The organism is Ruegeria sp. BI7 (assembly GCF_056537925.1).
The window spans coordinates 101,629-119,299 of record NZ_JBQFSK010000003.1 but is presented as its reverse complement, the minus strand read 5'-3'; the positions used below and the strand labels follow the sequence as shown (position 1 = coordinate 119,299).

Sequence of the window (17,671 nt, the reverse complement as noted above, 5' to 3'; positions counted from 1 at the left end):
GGCTTGCAAGGGCCGCCCAAGCCACCTAAATCAACGCGTCATGGCCAAGCAAAAGACAGACCCGAATTACAAAGTTATCGCCGAAAACCGGCGTGCGCGCTTCGATTACGCGATCGAGGACGATATCGAGTGCGGCATCGTGCTGGAAGGGTCCGAGGTCAAATCCCTGCGCGTTGGTGGTTCAAACATTGCCGAAAGCTATGCTTCGGTCGAGGATGGCGAGCTGTGGCTGATCAACAGCTATATCGCGCCTTATGAGCAAGCCAAGGTCTTCAAGCACGAAGAACGCCGCCGCCGCAAGCTGCTGGTGTCGCGCAAAGAGCTGTCGAATCTGTGGAATGCGACCCAGCGCAAGGGCATGACGCTGGTGCCGCTGGTTTTGTATTTCAACCACAAGGGCCGGGCGAAGCTGAAGATCGGCATCGCCAAAGGTAAAAAGCTGCACGACAAGCGTGAGACTCAGGCCAAGCGGGACTGGTCACGGCAGAAACAGCGGCTGATGAAGGATCACAGCTAGAAGGCCATCGCGGCCTCAACCGCGCGTTTCCAGCGATCATAGGCGGCGTCGCGTTCTTCGGCAGACAGTTCCGGTTCAAACCGACGATCCAGTGCCCAGGTTTCGGAAAAACCCTGTTGGTCCGGGTAAACACCGGCGCGCATGCCGGCCAGCCAGGCCGCCCCTAATGCCGTGGTTTCCTGCATCACCGGGCGGTCGACCTCGGCCCCCAGATAGTCCGACAGCCCCTGCATCGCCCAGTCCGAGGCGCTGGCGCCGCCATCCACGCGCAGTGTCACGTCGGTATCCGCGCCCCAATCGCCCTGCATGGCGTGCCAAAGGTCGCGCGTTTGATAGGCAATGCTTTCCAGCGTGGCCTTGGCCAATTCCGCGCGGCCGGAATTACGGGTCAGGCCAAATATCGCGCCACGGCAATCAGGTTTCCAATAGGGCGCGCCGAGGCCAGTAAAGGCGGGGACCAACACGACATGCTGGTTCGGATCGGCTTGTTGCGCCAACTCGCCGCTTTCGGGGGCCGATTCGATGATCTGCAGCGCATCGCGCAGCCATTGCACAGCGGCCCCAGCGACAAAGATCGATCCCTCCAGCGCATAGGTCCGCTTGCCGTCCAACTGATAAGCGATGGTGGTCAGCAGGCGGTTCTTCGATTCAACCGGTTTGTCTCCGGTGTTTAAAAGGGCAAAACACCCCGTGCCATAGGTCGATTTCATCATTCCGGGCTGGAAACAGGCCTGCCCGATAGTGGCAGCCTGCTGATCCCCCGCCACGCCTAGAATCGGGATATTTCCCCCAAATAGGGTCGTATTTCCGAAATCCGAGGCGCAATCGTGTACCTCTGGAAGCATGTTCATCGGCACGTCCAGCAGATCGCAAATCTCGGCGCTCCACGCGCCTTTGTTGATGTCGAACAACAGGGTGCGTGCAGCATTGGTGGCGTCAGTGGCGTGGCTGCGCCCCTCGGTCAGACGCCAGATCAGGAAACAGTCGATGGTGCCGAACATCAACTCTCCGGCCTCGGCGCGGTCGCGTGCGCCTGGCACGGTATCGAGCAGCCATTTAACCTTGGTGCCCGAGAAATAGGGGTCCAGCAACAACCCGGTTTGGGCGGTCACGTCATCTTCGCACCCCGCCCGTTTGTAGCGCGCGCAAATTTCGGCGGTGCGGCGGTCCTGCCAGACGATGGCGTTGTGGAGTGGTTGACCGGTGGCGCGGTCCCAGACCACAGTGGTTTCGCGCTGGTTAGTGATGCCGATGCCTGCGATCTGGTCGGCGGTGACGCCGGTGGTTTCCATCACCTCGCGGCAGACGCGTAGAACGCTCTCCCAGATTTCTTCGGCGTCGTGTTCGACCCAACCTTCCTGCGGGAAATGCTGTGTGAATTCGTGCTGCGCGGTGCCTGCGCGCTGCATTACCGCGTCAAACAATATGGCCCGTGATGATGTGGTGCCCTGATCAATGGCAAGAATATAGGTCACGCCTGCGCCCCCCTCCGGTCTGGTTTTGCCGGACTTTAGCGCAAACAATGACGATCGTGCCAGAGCGTTCAGACAGGAATATTGTCGATCAGCCGCACGCCATCCACCCAAGCCGCCGCAAACAGCCGGGCGGGCCGTGTGGCATGGGTCAGCGGGTCCAGTGTGTCGGCGCAGCGCAGTTGAATATATTCAACTTGAGTGAAGCCTGCCGCCAGCAGATCAGACTCGGCCCGCGCGGCCACAGTTTCAAACGCGGCCCCTGCTTTCAGCGACTGGACCACACCCTGCATGATCCGGTGCTTGTTGGCCGCAATGTTCAACCCCTCGGGCGAGAGGAGGAGGTTGCGCGAGGACATTGCCAACCCCGAGGGTTCGCGTACCGTTGGGCAGCCGACCACCTCGATGGGGATGTCCAGATCGCGGGCCATGCGGCGGACGATCATCAATTGTTGATAATCTTTTTGCCCGAAATAGGCTCGATCTGCCTGCGTTTGCAGGAACAGCTTAGCGACCACAGTGGCGACGCCATCAAAATGGCCGGGGCGGAATTCACCCTCCATCACATCGGTCAAACCGGCGACTGATACGGTGGTGGCAAAGCCCTGCGGATAGATCTCCTCGGGATCGGGGACATAGATCGCGTCGACACCGTAAGGGGCCAGTTTCTGCGCATCTTCGTTCTCGGTCCGCGGGTAATTGGCCAGATCGTCGGGGTTGTTGAACTGTTTGGGGTTCACAAAAACCGTAACGATCACCCGGTCGGTTCCGGCCTTCGCGGCCTCGGCCAATGAAAGATGCCCCTGATGTAGCGCGCCCATGGTGGGGACGACGCCGATCGTTTCGCCGTTGCCGCGCCATTTGGTCGTCAGCGCGCGCAAATCACTTAGGCGGCGCAGAATGGGTGCGGTCATGTCTTAGGTCCTTTGGACGGAGCCTGATCGGCAAAGACATGTTCATCCGCTGGAAAGCTGCGGGCGCGCACATCGGAGGCATATTCCGCGATGGCGGCCTCGGCTTGCGGACCAAGTTCGGCATAGCGTTTGACAAATTTCGGTTTAAACGCGGTGAAAAAGCCCACCATGTCGTCCACGACCAGAATCTGCCCATCACATCCGGCTGAGGCGCCAATGCCGATGGTCGGAATCGCGACCTCGGCGGTGATCTGATCAGCCAGGCCTTGCGGTACCTTCTCAAGCACAACGGAAAATGCACCAGCCTCGGCCACCGCATGGGCATCGGCCAACACCGCCTTCGCCTGTTCGTCGCGACCCTGCACCTTGTAGCCGCCCAGCGTGTTGATCGATTGTGGCGTCAGGCCGATATGCGCCATCACCGGGATACCGCGCTTGACCAGAAAGCGGATGGTCTCGGCCATTTCCACGCCGCCTTCCAGCTTGACCGCGCCTGCGCCGGTTTCGGCCATCAGGCGAGCGGCATTCTTGAAGGCATGGGCCGGGTCGTGTTCGTAACTGGCAAAGGGCATATCGATAACCATCATCGCCCTGTCCAGACCGCGCGCAACGGCCTGACCATGCATCACCATCATCTCCATCGTCACACCCAGGGTCGAGGTCAGCCCATGCAGCACCATGCCGACGCTGTCGCCGACCAGAACAAAGTCGCAATGGGCATCCATCAGCCGTGCCATTGGTGTGGTATAGGCAGTCAAACTGACCAATGGTGTGCTGCCTTTGCGGGCGCGGATATCCTCGGCATTCGGGGCTGTTTTGCGGGCGGTGGCGCTCATGATCGCTCCTGCGGGGTTCATGTTGCAGTGCGGCATAGCAGATTGCACAAGGTTATAGAAACCCCGGTTGCGCGAACATTTCCTTGATTGACCCGAGGTTTAAAGGGACATTGAGTGCAGAAAAGCCTGTAAAACAGCCGGTTCCAAGGATTCAAACAGGGAGAGTTTTTCATGACAAAGCAGATGTTTCGGAGTATTGCGTCGGCTCTGGCGGTGGGCGCCAGCCTGTTTGCCTCGCAGGCTTTGGCCAAATCGGACATTACGATTGCGATGCAGTTGGAGCCGCCACACCTGGACCCGACCAGCGCCGCCGCGCAGGCCATTGATTCGGTGGTTTACACAAATATCTTCGAGGGTCTGACCCGCTTTATGGGTGACGGCTCGGTCGTGCCCGGCCTGGCCGAAAGCTGGGAAATTTCCGAGGACGGCACCGTCTATACATTCAAGCTGCGCGACGGGGTGACCTTTCATGACGGCACCGTCATGGATGCCGAGGACGTCAAATTCAGCCTCGACCGCGCTACGGCCGAAGACAGTGCCAATGCGCAAAAGGCGCTGTTTGCAGGCATCGAAAGCGTTGAGGTTGTGGATCCGCTGACCGTAAAGGTCACCCTGTCCGAGCCGAACGGCAATTTTCTGTTCAACATGGCTTGGGGGGATGCGGTGATCGTCGCGCCCGAAAGCATCGACAACATCAAGACCAACCCGGTGGGGACCGGTGCCTTTACCTTTGGTGACTGGGTGCAGGGCGATAGCATCACGCTAAACCGGAACCCCAACTATTGGGGCGAACAACCTGCGTTAGAGACTGCTACGTTCAAATTCATTTCGGACCCCACTGCCGCCTTTGCCGCGGTGATGGCCGAAGATGTGGACGTCTTCGACAACTTCCCCGCACCCGAAAACCTGCCTCAATTCGAGGCTGACCCGCGTTTTCAGGTGCTGGTGGGGTCGACCGAGGGGGAAACCATCCTGTCGACCAACAACAAGAAACCCCCGTTTGATGATATCCGCGTGCGGCAGGCGCTGGCCCATGCCATTGACCGGCAGGCGGTCATTGACGGTGCGATGTTCGGCTACGGCACGCCCATCGGCACTCATTTCGCACCGCACAACCCTGCCTATGTCGATCTGACCGGCACCTCGGCCCATGACCCGAAACAGGCCGCCAAACTTCTGGCCGATGCGGGGTATGAAGAGGGGTTCGAGACCACCCTGCACCTGCCGCCGCCCTCTTATGCCCGACGCGGAGGCGAGATCATCGCCGCGCAACTGGCCGAGGTTGGAATCAAGGCCGAGATTATCAATGTGGAATGGGCGCAGTGGCTGGAATCTGTGTTCAAGGGTAAGGATTACGGACTGACCATCATCAGCCATACTGAGCCAATGGATATCGGCATCTATGCCCGCCCCGACTATTATTTCCAGTATGACAGTCTGGATGCCCAGACGTTGATGGAGACATTGAACGCGACCACCGATCCGGAGGAACGTAAAAAGCTGTTGGGCGATATGCAGCGCCTGATCGCCACGGACTATGTCAACGGCTACTTGTTCCAATTGGCCAAGCTGGGGGTCGCCAAGGCCGGTGTTCAGGGCCTGTGGGAGAACGCGCCAACGGCCGCCATCGACCTGACCCAGATCAGTTGGTCCGAATAATCGGGTCCGGGGCCGATATCGGCCTCGGATTACCTGTTTCCGAGTGAGCCTGAAAATGAATCTGGTCCGTTTCTTGTGTTTTGTTGCTGTGACTGCCTGCCTGTGTGCGCTGGGCGGCAAGGGACAGGCGCAAAATGTGCTGGATGGTGGGCTCGGTGGTCTGGTTGGCACGCCGGAAAACCCGCTGAAGGTGGGGATCGGCATCCGTATCGATCAAGTCACCAGCGTGGATCAAAAGGCCGAGAACTATGGCGCCGTTGTCGTTCTACGTGTCGAATGGACCGACCCGGCGCTGGCCTTTGACCGCGAGGCCGTCGGGCGCGAGATTCAGGTCTTTAACCCTAGTGCGCTGGCCGAACATGCCTCGGATATCGGGGCGGTTGTTCCGGCCTTTGTCATCCACAACCAGCAATCCAACAAATGGATACACGAAGCCGCAGCCTCGCTGCGCCATGACGGGCATGTGGTTTATGTCGAGAAATCCTCGCTGACATTGCAGGCCCCGCATTTCGATTTCCGCAAATACCCGTTCGACACGCAGGAGTTCTTCTTCGAGGTCGTCTCGATCTTTCCGTCCGAATATGTCTCCTACTATCCGCTGGAAGAGTATTCCGGCCTAGGCGATCTGTTGGGCGAGGAAGAGTGGGTGTTGGACAATCCACAGGTCGTACATTCCACTGTCATCGGGCTGTCGGGTCGGGACAGCGATCAGGTCGCGCTGGCGTTTCAGGGCTACCGGCACCTGACTTATTACGTGATCCGGGTGTTCTTGCCGATGCTGGTTCTGATCTCGGTGGGTTGGGCGTTGTTCTTCCTTGACGAGTATCGCCGCCGGATCGAGATTGCCGGGGGCAACCTGCTGGTTTTCGTGGCCTTTAACTGGGCCATCTCAGCCGATTTGCCCAAGCTGGGTTATCTGACCTTTCTGGATTTCGTCTTGCAATGCATGTTCCTGATGACCGGGGCCCTGATCGTGTTCAACGTGGCTTTGCGCAAGATGAAAGTGTCCGGGCACGAGGACGGAGCCAGAAAACTGGACAATTACGCGATCAAGTGGATTTACCCGCTGGGCTATGCGGCCATTGTCGGTTACGCGATTTTTGCCTATCTGTTGGTGCCTTAGGTGCTGGACCCGCGCGATATGTGATCCTAACGTGGCTTCAATGCTGCGCTATGCCCTCAAACGTCTGATATCGCTGGTCATCAGCCTTGCGGTCGCCTCGGTGGTCATCTTCGCGGTGATCGAGGTGGCGCCAGGCGATCCGGCCTCGTTCATGTTGGGCGTCAACGCGCAAGAGGACACACTGGCCGCGCTGCGGGCCGAGCTAGGATTGGACGGGTCCAAGATCCAGCGCTATTTCAACTGGATTGGCGGTATGATGGTGGGGGATTTTGGGACCTCTTACACCTATCGCACACCGGTGTCGCAGATGATTTCGGACAGGCTATGGGTGTCATTGCCGCTGGCGCTTTACGCCTTGACCTTATCGACCCTGATTGCCTTCCCCGCCGGGATTTACGCCGCAGCCCGTCGTGGCAAGCCGGGGGATTTGACGGTGATGGGGGTAACGCAATTAGGTATCGCAGTGCCGAATTTCTGGTTCGCGATGATGCTGGTGCTGATCTTTGCCATCAACCTTCGCTGGTTCAACGCCGGAGGTTTTGCGGGTTGGGACAAAGGCGTCTGGACCGGCCTGCATTCTCTGACATTGCCCGCCATTGCGCTGGCCTTGCCGCAGGCGGCGATCTTGGCGCGGGTCATGCGGTCTTCGCTGCTGGATATACTGGGCGAAGATTTCATGCGCACTGCCCGCGCCAAGGGATTGTCACGCCGTCAAGCGCTGTGGCGGCACGGTGTGCGCAACGCGCTGATCCCGGTTCTGACCATCCTCGGGCTGCAGTTCTCGTTTCTGTTGGCGGGGTCGATTATTATCGAGCAGGTGTTTTATCTGCCCGGACTCGGGCGGCTGGTGTTTCAGGCGATCTCGGCCCGCGATTTGGTCGTGGTGGAATCGGTGGTCATGTTGCTTGTCTTTGCTGTCATCACCGTGAATTTTCTGGTCGACCTCGCCTATGCCGCCGTGGACCCACGACTGAGAGGTCGGTCATGAGCCGCAACCTGCTTCTTGGTTCAGTATTGTCCTCGTTGGTCTTGCTGGCGGCGCTGATGTCCTTTGTCTGGACGCCGTATGATTATGCGGCGCTGGATATCCCCAACAAGCTGGAGCCGCCTAATGCACAGCATTGGTTCGGCACAGATCATTTCGGGCGTGACATGTTCTCGATGATCATGGTGGGGGCTCGTACGTCCATCGCGGTGGCATTGGTGGCGGTGGGGATCGGTATGGCGCTGGGCGTACCGCTGGGCCTGGCGGCGGCAGCGCGTAAAGGATCATGGCTGGATGAGGTGATCATGCGCGGCAACGATCTGGTCTTTGCCTTCCCCTCGCTAGTCATCGCCATTCTGATCACAGCGGTGTTCGGAGCAGGCGCGATCAACGCGATCATCGCGATCGGTATTTTCAACATTCCCGTCTTCGCCCGCATCACCCGTGGCGCGGCCTTGTCCCTATGGGAACGCGAGTTCATTCTGGCCGCGCGTGTCGCGGGCAAAGGCGCGGCGCGGATATCGGCGGAACATATTCTGCCCAATATTGCGAATCTGCTGATAGTTCAGGGGACCATCCAGTTCTCGCTGGGTATCCTAGCCGAGGCGGGCTTGTCTTATGTCGGTCTGGGTGCGCAGCCGCCCACACCCAGTTGGGGTCGAATGCTGGCTGATGCGCAGACAATGGTCAGTTTTGCCCCGCATTTGGCTCTGATTCCGGGGCTGGCAATTATTGTCACTGTGCTGGGACTGAACCTGTTAGGCGATGGGTTGCGCGATTGGCTTGATCCCAGAATACGAGTCGCGCGCGCATGAGCTTGCTGGAGATCGAAAACCTTTCTCTGACCATCCATGAGACCGAGATTCTGAAGCGGGTCAGCTTGTGTATTGGTGCCGGACAAATTGTTGCCGTGACCGGTGAAAGTGGCTCGGGCAAGTCGCTGACCGCGCTGGCCGTGATGCATTTGCTGCCAAGTGGCGCAAAGACAGAAGGCGCGATCTGGCTGGGACGTCGGAATCTGCTGAAACAGTCTGAACGCGAAATGTGCGCCCTGCGCGGGGCCAAAATTGGGATGGTGTTTCAGGAACCCATGACCGCCTTGAACCCGGTCAAAACCATTGGCGATCAGGTGATCGAGACCATTCTGATCCACAAGGCCATGCCGCGCACCAAGGCGTTGGCCCGTGCACACGAGGTTCTGAGCCGCGTTGGCCTGCCACCTGACCGTTTCCCGCTGTCGCGATACCCGCATGAATTGTCCGGCGGTCAACGGCAGCGTGTGGTAATCGCCATGGCAATCGCACTGCGCCCCAAATTGTTGATCGCGGATGAGCCGACAACCGCGCTGGATGTGACGACGCAGGCGCAGATACTCGACCTGCTCAAAGGGCTGGCGCGCGAATATGGCATGGGGCTGCTGATGATCACGCACGATCTGGCGGTGGTGGCAGACATGGCCGACCAAATCGTCGTGATGCGCCATGGAGAGGTGGTCGAAAGCGGTGCAACCATTGACCTGCTGAACAATATGCAGCACCCCTATACACGGAAGCTGTTTCAGGCCTCGGGGCATCAGGTTTCGCTGCCTGAACCGCCAGAACCTCGACCGCTGCTCGAGGTAAAAAATGTTGTTCGGGACTATCGTCTGCCGAGAAACAGCTTGTTCGCAAAGGCAGGGCAACATCGCGCAGTAGATGACGTCAGCTTTACGCTGAACCGGGGTGAGCGGTTGGGGTTGGTCGGAGAGTCGGGATGCGGAAAATCGACCCTAACACGGGCAATTCTTGGCTTGGAAGAGGTGCAAAGCGGCGAAATCAGACTGGACAACCAACCTGTCTTTGCCGGTCACAAGCCGAACCCCGCTGTGCGACGTAAGATGCAGGTGGTGTTTCAGGACCCCTATGGCAGTTTCAACCCGCGCCACCGCGTCGCCCGCCTGATCACCGAGCCGTTTCACCTGTTGGAATCCCCGCCCACCGGCACAGAGAGGCAAGACCGTATCGCCGAAATGCTGACCGCCGTGGGCCTCAGCCCGGATGATGCGAACAAATACATCCATGAATTCTCGGGCGGGCAACGACAGCGGATTGCCATTGCCCGCGCCTTGATCATTCGCCCCGAACTGATCGTGTTTGATGAGCCGGTCTCGGCCTTGGATGTATCGGTCCGGGCACAGATTCTGGATCTGCTGGCCGAGCTGTGTGCCACCTACAACCTGACTTACTTGTTCATCAGCCATGATCTAAGTGTCGTACGGACAATCACGGACCGGGTGATGGTGATGCAGGCGGGCAGAATTGTTGAACAGGGTGAGACCGAACAGGTATTCTCTTCCCCGCGGCACGCTTACACTCGGACCCTGATCGATGCCGCACCGATCTTGCCCGGTATCGGTGCAAATGTCGCGTAATTCCTTTGTTAGAGTCGATATGGAGGCCAAAATGCCCAATTCTCTCTGGTTCAATCCCGGCCTTTGCCTGATCGGCGGCGATTGGGTCGCGCCTGCGTCACAGCAGACGATTTCGATGATCAATCCGTCTGACGGATCCGAGATCTGCCGGATTGCCCGCGCGAGTGCCCCAGATATAGATGCCGCTGTGCAGGCCGCCCAAACGGCGTTGGATGGGGATTGGGGGCGAAAGACGGCGTTGGAGCGCGGCCGCGTCCTGACCCGACTTGGCCAACTGGTTTTGGAGCGCGTAGAGGACTTGGCGCAGCTTGAGGCGATGGATGTAGGAAAACCGCTGACACAGGCCCGTGCGGATGCCGTGGCGTTGGCGCGGTACTGCGAATTCTACGGCGGCGCGGCGGACAAGGTGATGGGCGAGACGATCCCCTATCTGGACGGCTACACCGTGTACACGCTGCGCGAACCGCACGGGGTGACCGGGCATATAGTGCCGTGGAACTATCCGATGCAGATCATTGGCCGCTCTGTCGGGGCAGCTTTGGCGATGGGTAACGCCTGCGTGCTGAAGCCAGCGGAAGAGGCGTGTTTGACTGCGCTTGCCTTTGCCCATCTGGCGCAACAGGCGGGCCTACCCGCCGGAGCGCTGAACGTGGTGCCGGGGTTGGGGGCCGAGGCCGGGGCGGCATTGTCAACGCATCCAGGCGTGCAGCATATCTCATTCACAGGGTCAGTTGCCACCGGCGCGCTGGTGCAACAGGCAGCGGGGCGCAACGTGGTGCCGGTGACGCTGGAACTGGGCGGTAAATCGCCCCAGCTGGTATTTGACGATGCCGATCTTGATGCCGCACTGCCGTTTCTGGTGAACGCGGGTATTCAGAATGCCGGGCAGACCTGCTCGGCCTCGTCCCGTATTCTGGTGCAGCGTGGGGTGTATGAGCAGGTCAAAACCCGCATGGCAACCGCCTATGCCGATCTGACTGTTGGTCCAGCACCCGAAGATTTGCGGGTCGGCCCCCTGATCTCGGCCCGTCAGAAACAGATCGTCGAGGGGTTTTTAGCCAAAGGCGCCGACCTCAACATCGCAGGACAAGGGCGTATCGTAGATCATGCCCCCGGCGAGGGGGCATATGTGCAGCCAACCCTTTTTGCCGATGTCCCGTCAGATCACCTTCTGGCTCGGGATGAAATTTTTGGACCGGTGCAGGTTCTGATCCCCTTTGAAACCGAGGAGGAGGCGGTTCAGATCGCCAACGCCACCGAATACGGGTTGGTTGCCAGCATCTGGACCCGCGACGGTGCGCGGCAGATGCGGTTGGCGAAACAGCTGCGTTCGGGACAGGTGTTCATTAACAATTATGGTGCGGGGGGCGGGGTAGAGTTGCCGTTTGGCGGTGTCGGCAAGTCCGGTCATGGCCGCGAAAAGGGGTTCGAGGCGCTGTTTGGGTTCTCGCAGGTGAAAACAGTAGCGGCTTACCATGGTTAGGGTCTAAACAATCACTTCGATCGACTGTTGCGCACCCACACCGAAGACGCGCTTATAGCGCTCGATCTCATCCTTTGGGCCCATCGCTTTTTCCGGGTTGTCGGACAGTTTCACGGTTGGTCGGCCATTGGCGGACACCGCCTTGCAGACCAGCGAGAACGGTGCCAGTGCGTCATTCGGGACAAGTCCACGGAAATCATTGGTCAGCAAGGTGCCCCAACCAAACGAGACCTTCGTGCGATGAGCGAACTGGCTGTGTAGTTCGTGGATTTTGTCCACGTCCAGCCCGTCCGAGAAGATTACCCGCTTTTGCAGCGGGTCCTCACCGCGCGATTTCCACCAGTTGATGGCAATCTCGGCACCTGTCGCCGGATCTCCGCTGTCGACACGAATACCGGTCCATCCCGCCAGCCAATCCGGCGCATTGTCCAAAAAGCCCTGCGTGCCATAGGTATCGGGCAGAATGATGCGCAGGTTGCCGTCATGTTCCTCGTGCCAGTCGCTGAGGACGTCATAGGGGGCCTGCGCCAGTTCGGTGTCGGATTCCGCCAGCGCGGAATAGACCATGGGCAGTTCATGGGCATTGGTGCCGATCGCCTCAACCTCGCGCCGCATCGCGATCAGGCAGTTCGAGGTGCCGGTAAACGCGGGCCCCAACCCTTCGATCATCGCCTGCACGCACCAGTCCTGCCACAGGAAGGAATGCCGCCGACGGGTGCCGAAATCAGCAATGCCCAGCCCATCGATGCTGCGCAATTGATCGATTTTTTCCCAAACGCGGGTCATGGCGCGGGCATAAAGCACCTGCAGTTCGAACCGGCGCATATTGTTCAGAACGGCCCGGGATCGCAGCTCCATCAGCACCGCAAGCGCCGGGATTTCCCACAGCATGACCTCGTGCCATTTGCCCTCGAAGGTCAGTTCATACTGATCGCCTTTGCGCTCAAGGTGGTAGGGCGGCAGGCGCAGATTCTCGAACCACTCCATGAAATCCGAGCGGAACATTTGCCGTTTCCCATAGAACATATTGCCGCGCAGCCAGGTGCTTTCACCCCGGCTGAGGCTCAGCGACCGGATGTGATCCAGCTGTTCGCGCAGTTCGCCTTCGTCGATCAGATTGGCCAGAGGAATGTGATTCGACCGGTTGATCAGCGAAAAAACCACATCCGTTTGGGGCTTATTTCGAAACACTGACTGGCACATCAGCAGTTTGTAGAAGTCTGTGTCGATTAAAGACCGTACAATCGGGTCAATCTTCCATTTATGATTGTACACGCGCGTCGCAATATCGACCATGCTGGAACTCCTGCGATTTCCGTTGTTAGATCAATAGGTGCATGGATTGGCAAGAGTCGCTAGATTGAAGACAATGACAAGGTGAGGTCACAAATCGAGCATATTGTGTGATCTTTTCATTGGTTAGTGAAAAGAAGGGGTTGGAAGAACAAGGTTTAGTTGGTGAATGGGTCTCGAGTACGACTTTGATATTGTAGCGATTGCGCCTGATGAAGTGGATCCGGAACATGGCATGGCTGCCGTGACGGGCCACCGCGCCGTTCGCGCGACCTTTCGCAATACTCAGACTGTTGAGGCCTTGCACAGTGCATCCCCCAAGATTCGTCGTATTTTTCTGGAATCGGGCTTCAGCCTGGAATCCAAGGGTGGCAGCCTTCCACATGGTTATTTCCTGTCCGAAGATGCACCGGATCGTGAACGCATCCTGAAACGGCTGTTTTCGAATATCCGCAATATGGGTGTTCAGGGGGAATATTGTGGTGATTTCGACTTTTGGCATTTCCTGGACGACGTAAGGCGGGCACGCCCCCGGGCAAATGCCACGCGCGAGTTGCAGGAATTGACGCCAAGCTCTCAAGCGCCTGATGTGGTCAAACCAAAACGACGCTCGGTTCAGGGGCGTATCGGGTTTGCGCTTGGTCTGGCCGTGGTTGTGATTGTCGTGCTGAGATACCTGGCGTCCGAGGGGTCTGCCCCCTAGGCCAGGATAACGCCGGCTTCCCGCATTGCGGTTTCAGCAGCGGCCAGTGATCCATCCATATCGATAGCTCGGCACGCATCCATTCGGACCGTGACGTCAAAACCCAGACGTGCTGCGTCGATTGCGGAATAGTACACACAAAAATCAGTGGCCAAGCCGACGAGCGTCAGTTTCGTGATTCCGCGCGACTTAAGATACCCCTCCAACCCTGTTGGTGTTTTCTGGTCATTTTCGAAAAACGCCGAGTAGCTGTCGATACCGCTACGAAAGCCCTTGCGAAGGACAAGATCCGCATGGGTGTTCAGATCCGGATGGAAATTGGCGCCCTCGGTTCCCTGAACGCAGTGATCCGGCCAAAGTACCTGCGGGCCGTAGTGCATTTCCGTCATGTCAAACGGGTTCTTGTCGTCATGCGACCCGGCGAAGGACGAATGACCCGCCGGATGCCAGTCCTGCGTCAGGATCACGGCATCGAATTCGTCCATCATGGCGTTGATCGGGGCCACGATCTCATCCCCTCCGGGTACGGCCAGCGCGCCGCCGGGGCAGAAATCGTTCTGGACGTCGATCACAAGCAGGGCGTGGGTCATCGCGGTTTCTCCTCAGGTTGCTCTATCGGTAGGGCGCGCAGGCCCAATCGTCAATCTGGCTGCGAAGCGTCAATTCGATCCCTTGCGACTCTGTTGCGTCAGGTTTAGACCGCGCGCATGTATACCATCGCTGCTCTTTATCACTTCACCCGTTTCCAGGATCACGCTGCCCTGCGCGAGCCTTTGTTGGACCTGTGCCGTACGCAATCTGTCAAAGGCACATTGCTGCTGGCGCAAGAGGGGATCAATGGCACTATTGCCGGCCCCCGCGCCGGGATCGATGCGGTGCTGGCGCATATCAAAGCGCTGCCCGGCTGTGCCGATCTGGACTGGAAAGAGGCCACCGCCGATCACCCGCCTTTTGGCAAGATGAAGGTGCGCTTGAAAAAAGAGATCGTGACCATGGGGCAGCCGGATATCGATCCGCGCGCCCGTGTCGGCAACTATGTCGAGCCTGAGGATTGGAACGATCTGATCCGCTCGGACGACGTGGTGGTGATCGACACCCGCAACGATTATGAGGTGGCGATTGGCACGTTTGAGGGCGCAATAGACCCTGAAACGGCCAGTTTCCGTGAGTTCCCGGCTTGGTGGGAAGAGAACAAAGAGCGGTTCCACAACAAGCGCGTCGCCATGTTCTGCACCGGTGGTATTCGCTGTGAGAAATCCACCAACTTCCTGCTGGGGCAGGGGGTTGAGGATGTGTATCACCTGAAGGGCGGCATCCTGCGCTATCTTGAGGAAATGCCAGCTGATGACAGCACCTGGCAGGGCGAGTGCTTTGTGTTCGACAACCGTGTGTCCGTTGGGCACGGGCTGGTCGAGGGGCCGCATAACCTGTGCCACGGTTGCCGCCGTCCGATTCTGCCCGAGGATATGAAGCGCCCTGAATACGAACATGGCGTGTCCTGCCATCGGTGTGTTAACGAAACCTCTGAAGCCGACAAAATGCGGTTCCGTGAGCGGCAAAAGCAGATCGGTCTGGCGCGTCAGCGCGGGCAAGAGCATCTGGGCGCCGACTAACTCTCTGATAAATAAGGTTGCAGGCGCGGGTCGGAATGTCGATCATTGAACCTGCATCACCGTATCGGAGGTTTAATGCACCGCGACCCGACAACTCTGGATGAGTGGAAATCGACTTTGGTCGCGGCCCTGGGTCTGGTGGTCGTCAGCTTTGTTGCCTGGTATGGCCTGTCGCGGCTGAGCGAGACCACTGCTGGCGACAAAATAGGGACTGCAACAACCGTAGGGTTGACGATCTGGCTGGTGTCGCAGACCTGGTACTACATGACCCAGGTGAAATCCCCAAAGCGCCAGCTGTTGCTGATGGGGATCTCCTTTATTCAGGTCGTGCCTTTCTTGTTCGCAGCCGTTTACGGCTCGTTCGGGTATAACGATCTGTGTGTGGTCGGGGCCAAAGGGCCGTCAGACGTTTTGTATTTCTCATATGTCACATTCACGACGGTTGGGTTCGGAGACCTGCATCCCGCAGGCCTGTGCCGCGGGCTGGCCGTGGCTGAGGCGATCACTGGGTATATCCTGCTGGGCCTGTTCGTAGCGGCGGCCGTGGGCATTTACGCGCGCGGACACAGCCAGAATTGAACGGTCACTTGTTGTGGTCGATCCACTGGGACATTGCGTATTTGTCGCGAAAACACTCAGACGGGATTGGCCTGCGTTTGCTGCGCGAAATCCGTTCGGCAAAGGCGACCTGCTTGCCTGTGGGATAATTGGCAAAAGGTGACGGATCGTGTGGTTTATGTGCCGAAATCCAGGCTGACATTGATCGGCGGTCACGTTGTGCTTCGACCGGGATTTCCAGCGCCGACTGTTCCGCAATAGCGCGGGCAAAGCGCATCTGCCGGTCCGTGACGGGCAGCAGGTGATAGTCGTTTGTCGGGCCGCTTGGGGCGGAATTTCGCAAGTTCTGGGTCATCGGATGTTCCCCTGACTATGTAGAACATAAATGGAACATTAACTTTTAATTTCAAGAGAGGGGGCTGCGACTCGGCGGGATATTGCCTGTTACGGCTTTTATTGACTGACCAATCAATAAAAGCTAAATCCGCGGATAACGCTCTTTGCCCGACGCGGGTGCAATCAAGAAAAGGACGCGGCATGAAGTTTCAGCCTAAGGCCAGCCATTTCATCAATGGCGAATATGTCGAAGACACCAATGGCGCCCCCATCGACGTCATCTACCCGGCCACTGGCGAGGTCATCGCGCGGCTGCATTCCGCCACGCCAGAGATTGTAAATCAGGCTCTAATCAGTGCCAAAGCGGCGCAAGCGGAATGGGCCGCGATGTCCGGAACTGAACGTGGCCGGGTTCTGCGCCGCGCCGCCGATATCATGCGTGAGCGTAATCGTGAGCTGTCGATCCTCGAAACCCACGACACCGGAAAACCACTGCAAGAGACCTTGGTGGCCGATGCAACCAGTGGCGCGGATGCGCTGGAATATTTCGGTGGGCTGACGGCGTCGCTGACGGGTGAGCATATCCCGCTGGGTGGTGGCGATTTCGTCTACACCATCCGCGAGGCGCTGGGTGTCTGCATCGGAATCGGTGCGTGGAACTATCCGACCCAGATCGCTTGCTGGAAGGGCGCCCCTGCGCTGGCCTGCGGCAACACGATGGTGTTCAAACCCTCTGAGACCACGCCCCTGTCGGCCTTGAAGGTGGCCGAGATTCTGACCGAAGCCGGCGCGCCCAAAGGCGTCTACAACGTGGTGCAGGGCTATGGCGATGTAGGTGCGTCACTGGTGACCGACCCGCGCGTGGCCAAAGTATCGCTGACCGGCTCCGTTCCGACGGGCCGCAAGGTCTATGCCGCCGCGGCGGATGGCATGAAACACGTGACCATGGAATTGGGCGGCAAGTCCCCAATGATCGTGTTCGATGACGCCGATATCGAAAACGCCGTGTCGGGTGCGATTTTGGGCAATTTCTATTCCTCGGGTCAGGTCTGTTCCAACGGCACCCGCGTGTTCGTGCAGAAAGGCATCAGAGAGACCTTCCTGAACCGTCTGTCCGAACGTCTGGCAACGGCGAAAATCGGCGATCCGCTAGATGAAGAGGTCAATTTCGGCCCCATGGTCAGCGAAAACCAGATGAACATCGCGCTGGGTTATATCGAAAAGGGCAAGGCCGAGGGCGCACGGCTGGTCTTTGGCGGTGAGCGCATCGAAGGTGACGGGTTCTATATGCAGCCTACTGTTTTTGCCGATGTCACCGATGATATGACCATCGCGCGCGAAGAAATCTTTGGCCCGGTCATGTCGGTGCTGGATTTCGACACCGAGGAAGAGGTACTGGCCCGCGCCAACGACACAGAATTCGGCTTGGCCGCCGGTGTGTTCACCAACGACCTGACCCGCGCCCACCGCATTGTGGCCGGGTTCGAGGCGGGCACCTGTTATATCAACACCTACAACCTTGCTCCGGTCGAGGCACCGTTTGGAGGGTCGAAAATGTCGGGTGTCGGACGTGAGAATTCGAAACTGGCGATCAACCATTTCAGCGAGATGAAGACGGTTTATGTCTCAATGAACGATGTCGAGGCACCGTATTAACTCATCTCTGCGTGAAAATTATTCATACCGAGAATACTCTGTTCCCGACATTTCGCGTCGGGAACAGAGCATAAGCCACCTTTGACCTGTGGCTGACTTTCCTGACAGGGTGC

17 protein-coding genes are annotated in these 17,671 nt (G+C 58.5%); 11 read left to right on the top strand and 6 right to left on the bottom strand.

Annotated elements, in window-relative coordinates:
- Nucleotides 1-40: 40 nt before the first annotated feature.
- Complete coding sequence (gene smpB / locus ACR0JB_RS10055; protein ID WP_170360845.1) at nucleotides 41-517, top strand: SsrA-binding protein SmpB; 477 nt, start codon at nucleotides 41-43, stop codon at nucleotides 515-517.
- On the opposite strand, the gene glpK is transcribed toward smpB, so the two are convergent.
- From glpK to panB, 3 genes are all read right to left on the bottom strand, one after another.
- Nucleotides 514-1,992 (bottom strand): glycerol kinase GlpK, encoded by a 1,479-nt coding sequence (glpK, locus tag ACR0JB_RS10050; protein ID WP_170396654.1) that lies wholly within the window; start codon nucleotides 1,990-1,992, stop codon nucleotides 514-516. The genes smpB and glpK overlap by 4 nt on opposite strands.
- A 68-nt stretch (nucleotides 1,993-2,060) precedes the next feature.
- Nucleotides 2,061-2,903, bottom strand: a complete 843-nt coding sequence (gene panC, locus ACR0JB_RS10045) for a pantoate--beta-alanine ligase (protein ID WP_480789892.1) — start codon at nucleotides 2,901-2,903, stop codon at nucleotides 2,061-2,063.
- On the bottom strand, nucleotides 2,900-3,739 hold the full coding sequence (panB, locus tag ACR0JB_RS10040; RefSeq protein ID WP_170396649.1) for a 3-methyl-2-oxobutanoate hydroxymethyltransferase: 840 nt from the start codon (nucleotides 3,737-3,739) through the stop codon (nucleotides 2,900-2,902). Before panB ends, panC begins: the two co-directional genes overlap by 4 nt.
- Nucleotides 3,740-3,910: 171 nt before the next feature.
- Here panB and ACR0JB_RS10035 point away from each other — a divergent pair, with 171 nt between their 5' ends.
- From ACR0JB_RS10035 to ACR0JB_RS10010, 6 genes are read left to right on the top strand one after another with little or no spacing between them, the layout of a single operon-like run.
- Nucleotides 3,911-5,398 carry an ABC transporter substrate-binding protein gene (locus ACR0JB_RS10035; RefSeq protein ID WP_170396647.1) on the top strand — a complete coding sequence of 496 codons (1,488 nt, stop codon included), beginning with the start codon at nucleotides 3,911-3,913 and terminating at the stop codon, nucleotides 5,396-5,398.
- A gap of 55 nt (nucleotides 5,399-5,453) precedes the next feature.
- The gene (locus ACR0JB_RS10030; RefSeq protein WP_170396645.1) at nucleotides 5,454-6,521 is read left to right on the top strand and encodes a ligand-gated ion channel; all 1,068 of its coding nucleotides are present in this window, start codon (nucleotides 5,454-5,456) and stop codon (nucleotides 6,519-6,521) included.
- A 40-nt stretch (nucleotides 6,522-6,561) separates the two neighbouring features.
- Nucleotides 6,562-7,509, top strand: a complete 948-nt coding sequence (locus ACR0JB_RS10025; protein WP_170396643.1) for an ABC transporter permease — start codon at nucleotides 6,562-6,564, stop codon at nucleotides 7,507-7,509.
- Nucleotides 7,506-8,321 (top strand): ABC transporter permease, encoded by an 816-nt coding sequence (locus ACR0JB_RS10020; RefSeq protein WP_170360830.1) that lies wholly within the window; start codon nucleotides 7,506-7,508, stop codon nucleotides 8,319-8,321. The genes ACR0JB_RS10025 and ACR0JB_RS10020 overlap by 4 nt, the downstream gene beginning before the upstream one ends.
- Entirely contained in the window at nucleotides 8,318-9,916 is a 1,599-nt protein-coding gene (locus tag ACR0JB_RS10015) for an ABC transporter ATP-binding protein (RefSeq protein ID WP_480789891.1), read from the top strand. Before ACR0JB_RS10020 ends, ACR0JB_RS10015 begins: the two co-directional genes overlap by 4 nt.
- A 31-nt stretch (nucleotides 9,917-9,947) precedes the next feature.
- Complete coding sequence (locus ACR0JB_RS10010) at nucleotides 9,948-11,399, top strand: aldehyde dehydrogenase family protein (protein ID WP_170376288.1); 1,452 nt, start codon at nucleotides 9,948-9,950, stop codon at nucleotides 11,397-11,399.
- 3 nt (nucleotides 11,400-11,402) lie between these two features.
- On the opposite strand, the gene pncB is transcribed toward ACR0JB_RS10010, so the two are convergent.
- Nucleotides 11,403-12,695 carry a nicotinate phosphoribosyltransferase gene (gene pncB / locus ACR0JB_RS10005; RefSeq protein ID WP_170396637.1) on the bottom strand — a complete coding sequence of 431 codons (1,293 nt, stop codon included), beginning with the start codon at nucleotides 12,693-12,695 and terminating at the stop codon, nucleotides 11,403-11,405.
- A 166-nt stretch (nucleotides 12,696-12,861) separates the two neighbouring features.
- Here pncB and ACR0JB_RS10000 point away from each other — a divergent pair, with 166 nt between their 5' ends.
- Nucleotides 12,862-13,395, top strand: a complete 534-nt coding sequence (locus ACR0JB_RS10000; protein ID WP_480789890.1) for a hypothetical protein — start codon at nucleotides 12,862-12,864, stop codon at nucleotides 13,393-13,395.
- Here ACR0JB_RS10000 and pncA read toward each other — a convergent pair.
- Nucleotides 13,392-13,985 (bottom strand): bifunctional nicotinamidase/pyrazinamidase, encoded by a 594-nt coding sequence (gene pncA / locus ACR0JB_RS09995; protein ID WP_170349733.1) that lies wholly within the window; start codon nucleotides 13,983-13,985, stop codon nucleotides 13,392-13,394. The genes ACR0JB_RS10000 and pncA overlap by 4 nt on opposite strands.
- Before the next feature lie 117 nt (nucleotides 13,986-14,102).
- Between pncA and trhO the strand changes: the two genes are divergently transcribed.
- Both trhO and ACR0JB_RS09985 read left to right on the top strand, forming a co-directional pair.
- On the top strand, nucleotides 14,103-15,008 hold the full coding sequence (trhO, locus tag ACR0JB_RS09990; protein ID WP_170396635.1) for an oxygen-dependent tRNA uridine(34) hydroxylase TrhO: 906 nt from the start codon (nucleotides 14,103-14,105) through the stop codon (nucleotides 15,006-15,008).
- A gap of 75 nt (nucleotides 15,009-15,083) precedes the next feature.
- The gene (locus ACR0JB_RS09985) at nucleotides 15,084-15,587 is read left to right on the top strand and encodes a potassium channel family protein (protein ID WP_170349735.1); all 504 of its coding nucleotides are present in this window, start codon (nucleotides 15,084-15,086) and stop codon (nucleotides 15,585-15,587) included.
- 4 nt (nucleotides 15,588-15,591) lie between these two features.
- On the opposite strand, the gene ACR0JB_RS09980 is transcribed toward ACR0JB_RS09985, so the two are convergent.
- Nucleotides 15,592-15,921 (bottom strand): hypothetical protein, encoded by a 330-nt coding sequence (locus ACR0JB_RS09980; protein WP_170360821.1) that lies wholly within the window; start codon nucleotides 15,919-15,921, stop codon nucleotides 15,592-15,594.
- A 182-nt stretch (nucleotides 15,922-16,103) separates the two neighbouring features.
- On the opposite strand from ACR0JB_RS09980, the gene betB reads away from it, so the two are divergent.
- On the top strand, nucleotides 16,104-17,558 hold the full coding sequence (gene betB, locus ACR0JB_RS09975) for a betaine-aldehyde dehydrogenase (protein WP_480789889.1): 1,455 nt from the start codon (nucleotides 16,104-16,106) through the stop codon (nucleotides 17,556-17,558).
- Nucleotides 17,559-17,671 lie beyond the last annotated feature (113 nt).

Excerpts from the sequence above, each read along its gene's own strand:
- smpB (WP_170360845.1), top strand. The coding sequence starts at position 41 with ATGGCCAAGCAAAAGACAGACCCGAATTACAAAGTTATCGCCGAAAAC.
- panC (WP_480789892.1), bottom strand. The coding sequence starts at position 2,903 with ATGACCGCACCCATTCTGCGCCGCCTAAGTGATTTGCGCGCGCTGACG.
- panB (WP_170396649.1), bottom strand. The coding sequence starts at position 3,739 with ATGAGCGCCACCGCCCGCAAAACAGCCCCGAATGCCGAGGATATCCGC.
- ACR0JB_RS10035 (WP_170396647.1), top strand. The coding sequence starts at position 3,911 with ATGACAAAGCAGATGTTTCGGAGTATTGCGTCGGCTCTGGCGGTGGGC.
- ACR0JB_RS10030 (WP_170396645.1), top strand. The coding sequence starts at position 5,454 with ATGAATCTGGTCCGTTTCTTGTGTTTTGTTGCTGTGACTGCCTGCCTG.
- ACR0JB_RS10025 (WP_170396643.1), top strand. The coding sequence starts at position 6,562 with ATGCTGCGCTATGCCCTCAAACGTCTGATATCGCTGGTCATCAGCCTT.
- ACR0JB_RS10020 (WP_170360830.1), top strand. The coding sequence starts at position 7,506 with ATGAGCCGCAACCTGCTTCTTGGTTCAGTATTGTCCTCGTTGGTCTTG.
- ACR0JB_RS10015 (WP_480789891.1), top strand. The coding sequence starts at position 8,318 with ATGAGCTTGCTGGAGATCGAAAACCTTTCTCTGACCATCCATGAGACC.
- ACR0JB_RS10010 (WP_170376288.1), top strand. The coding sequence starts at position 9,948 with ATGCCCAATTCTCTCTGGTTCAATCCCGGCCTTTGCCTGATCGGCGGC.
- pncB (WP_170396637.1), bottom strand. The coding sequence starts at position 12,695 with ATGGTCGATATTGCGACGCGCGTGTACAATCATAAATGGAAGATTGAC.
- ACR0JB_RS10000 (WP_480789890.1), top strand. The coding sequence starts at position 12,862 with ATGGGTCTCGAGTACGACTTTGATATTGTAGCGATTGCGCCTGATGAA.
- pncA (WP_170349733.1), bottom strand. The coding sequence starts at position 13,985 with ATGACCCACGCCCTGCTTGTGATCGACGTCCAGAACGATTTCTGCCCC.
- trhO (WP_170396635.1), top strand. The coding sequence starts at position 14,103 with ATGTATACCATCGCTGCTCTTTATCACTTCACCCGTTTCCAGGATCAC.
- ACR0JB_RS09985 (WP_170349735.1), top strand. The coding sequence starts at position 15,084 with ATGCACCGCGACCCGACAACTCTGGATGAGTGGAAATCGACTTTGGTC.
- ACR0JB_RS09980 (WP_170360821.1), bottom strand. The coding sequence starts at position 15,921 with ATGACCCAGAACTTGCGAAATTCCGCCCCAAGCGGCCCGACAAACGAC.
- betB (WP_480789889.1), top strand. The coding sequence starts at position 16,104 with ATGAAGTTTCAGCCTAAGGCCAGCCATTTCATCAATGGCGAATATGTC.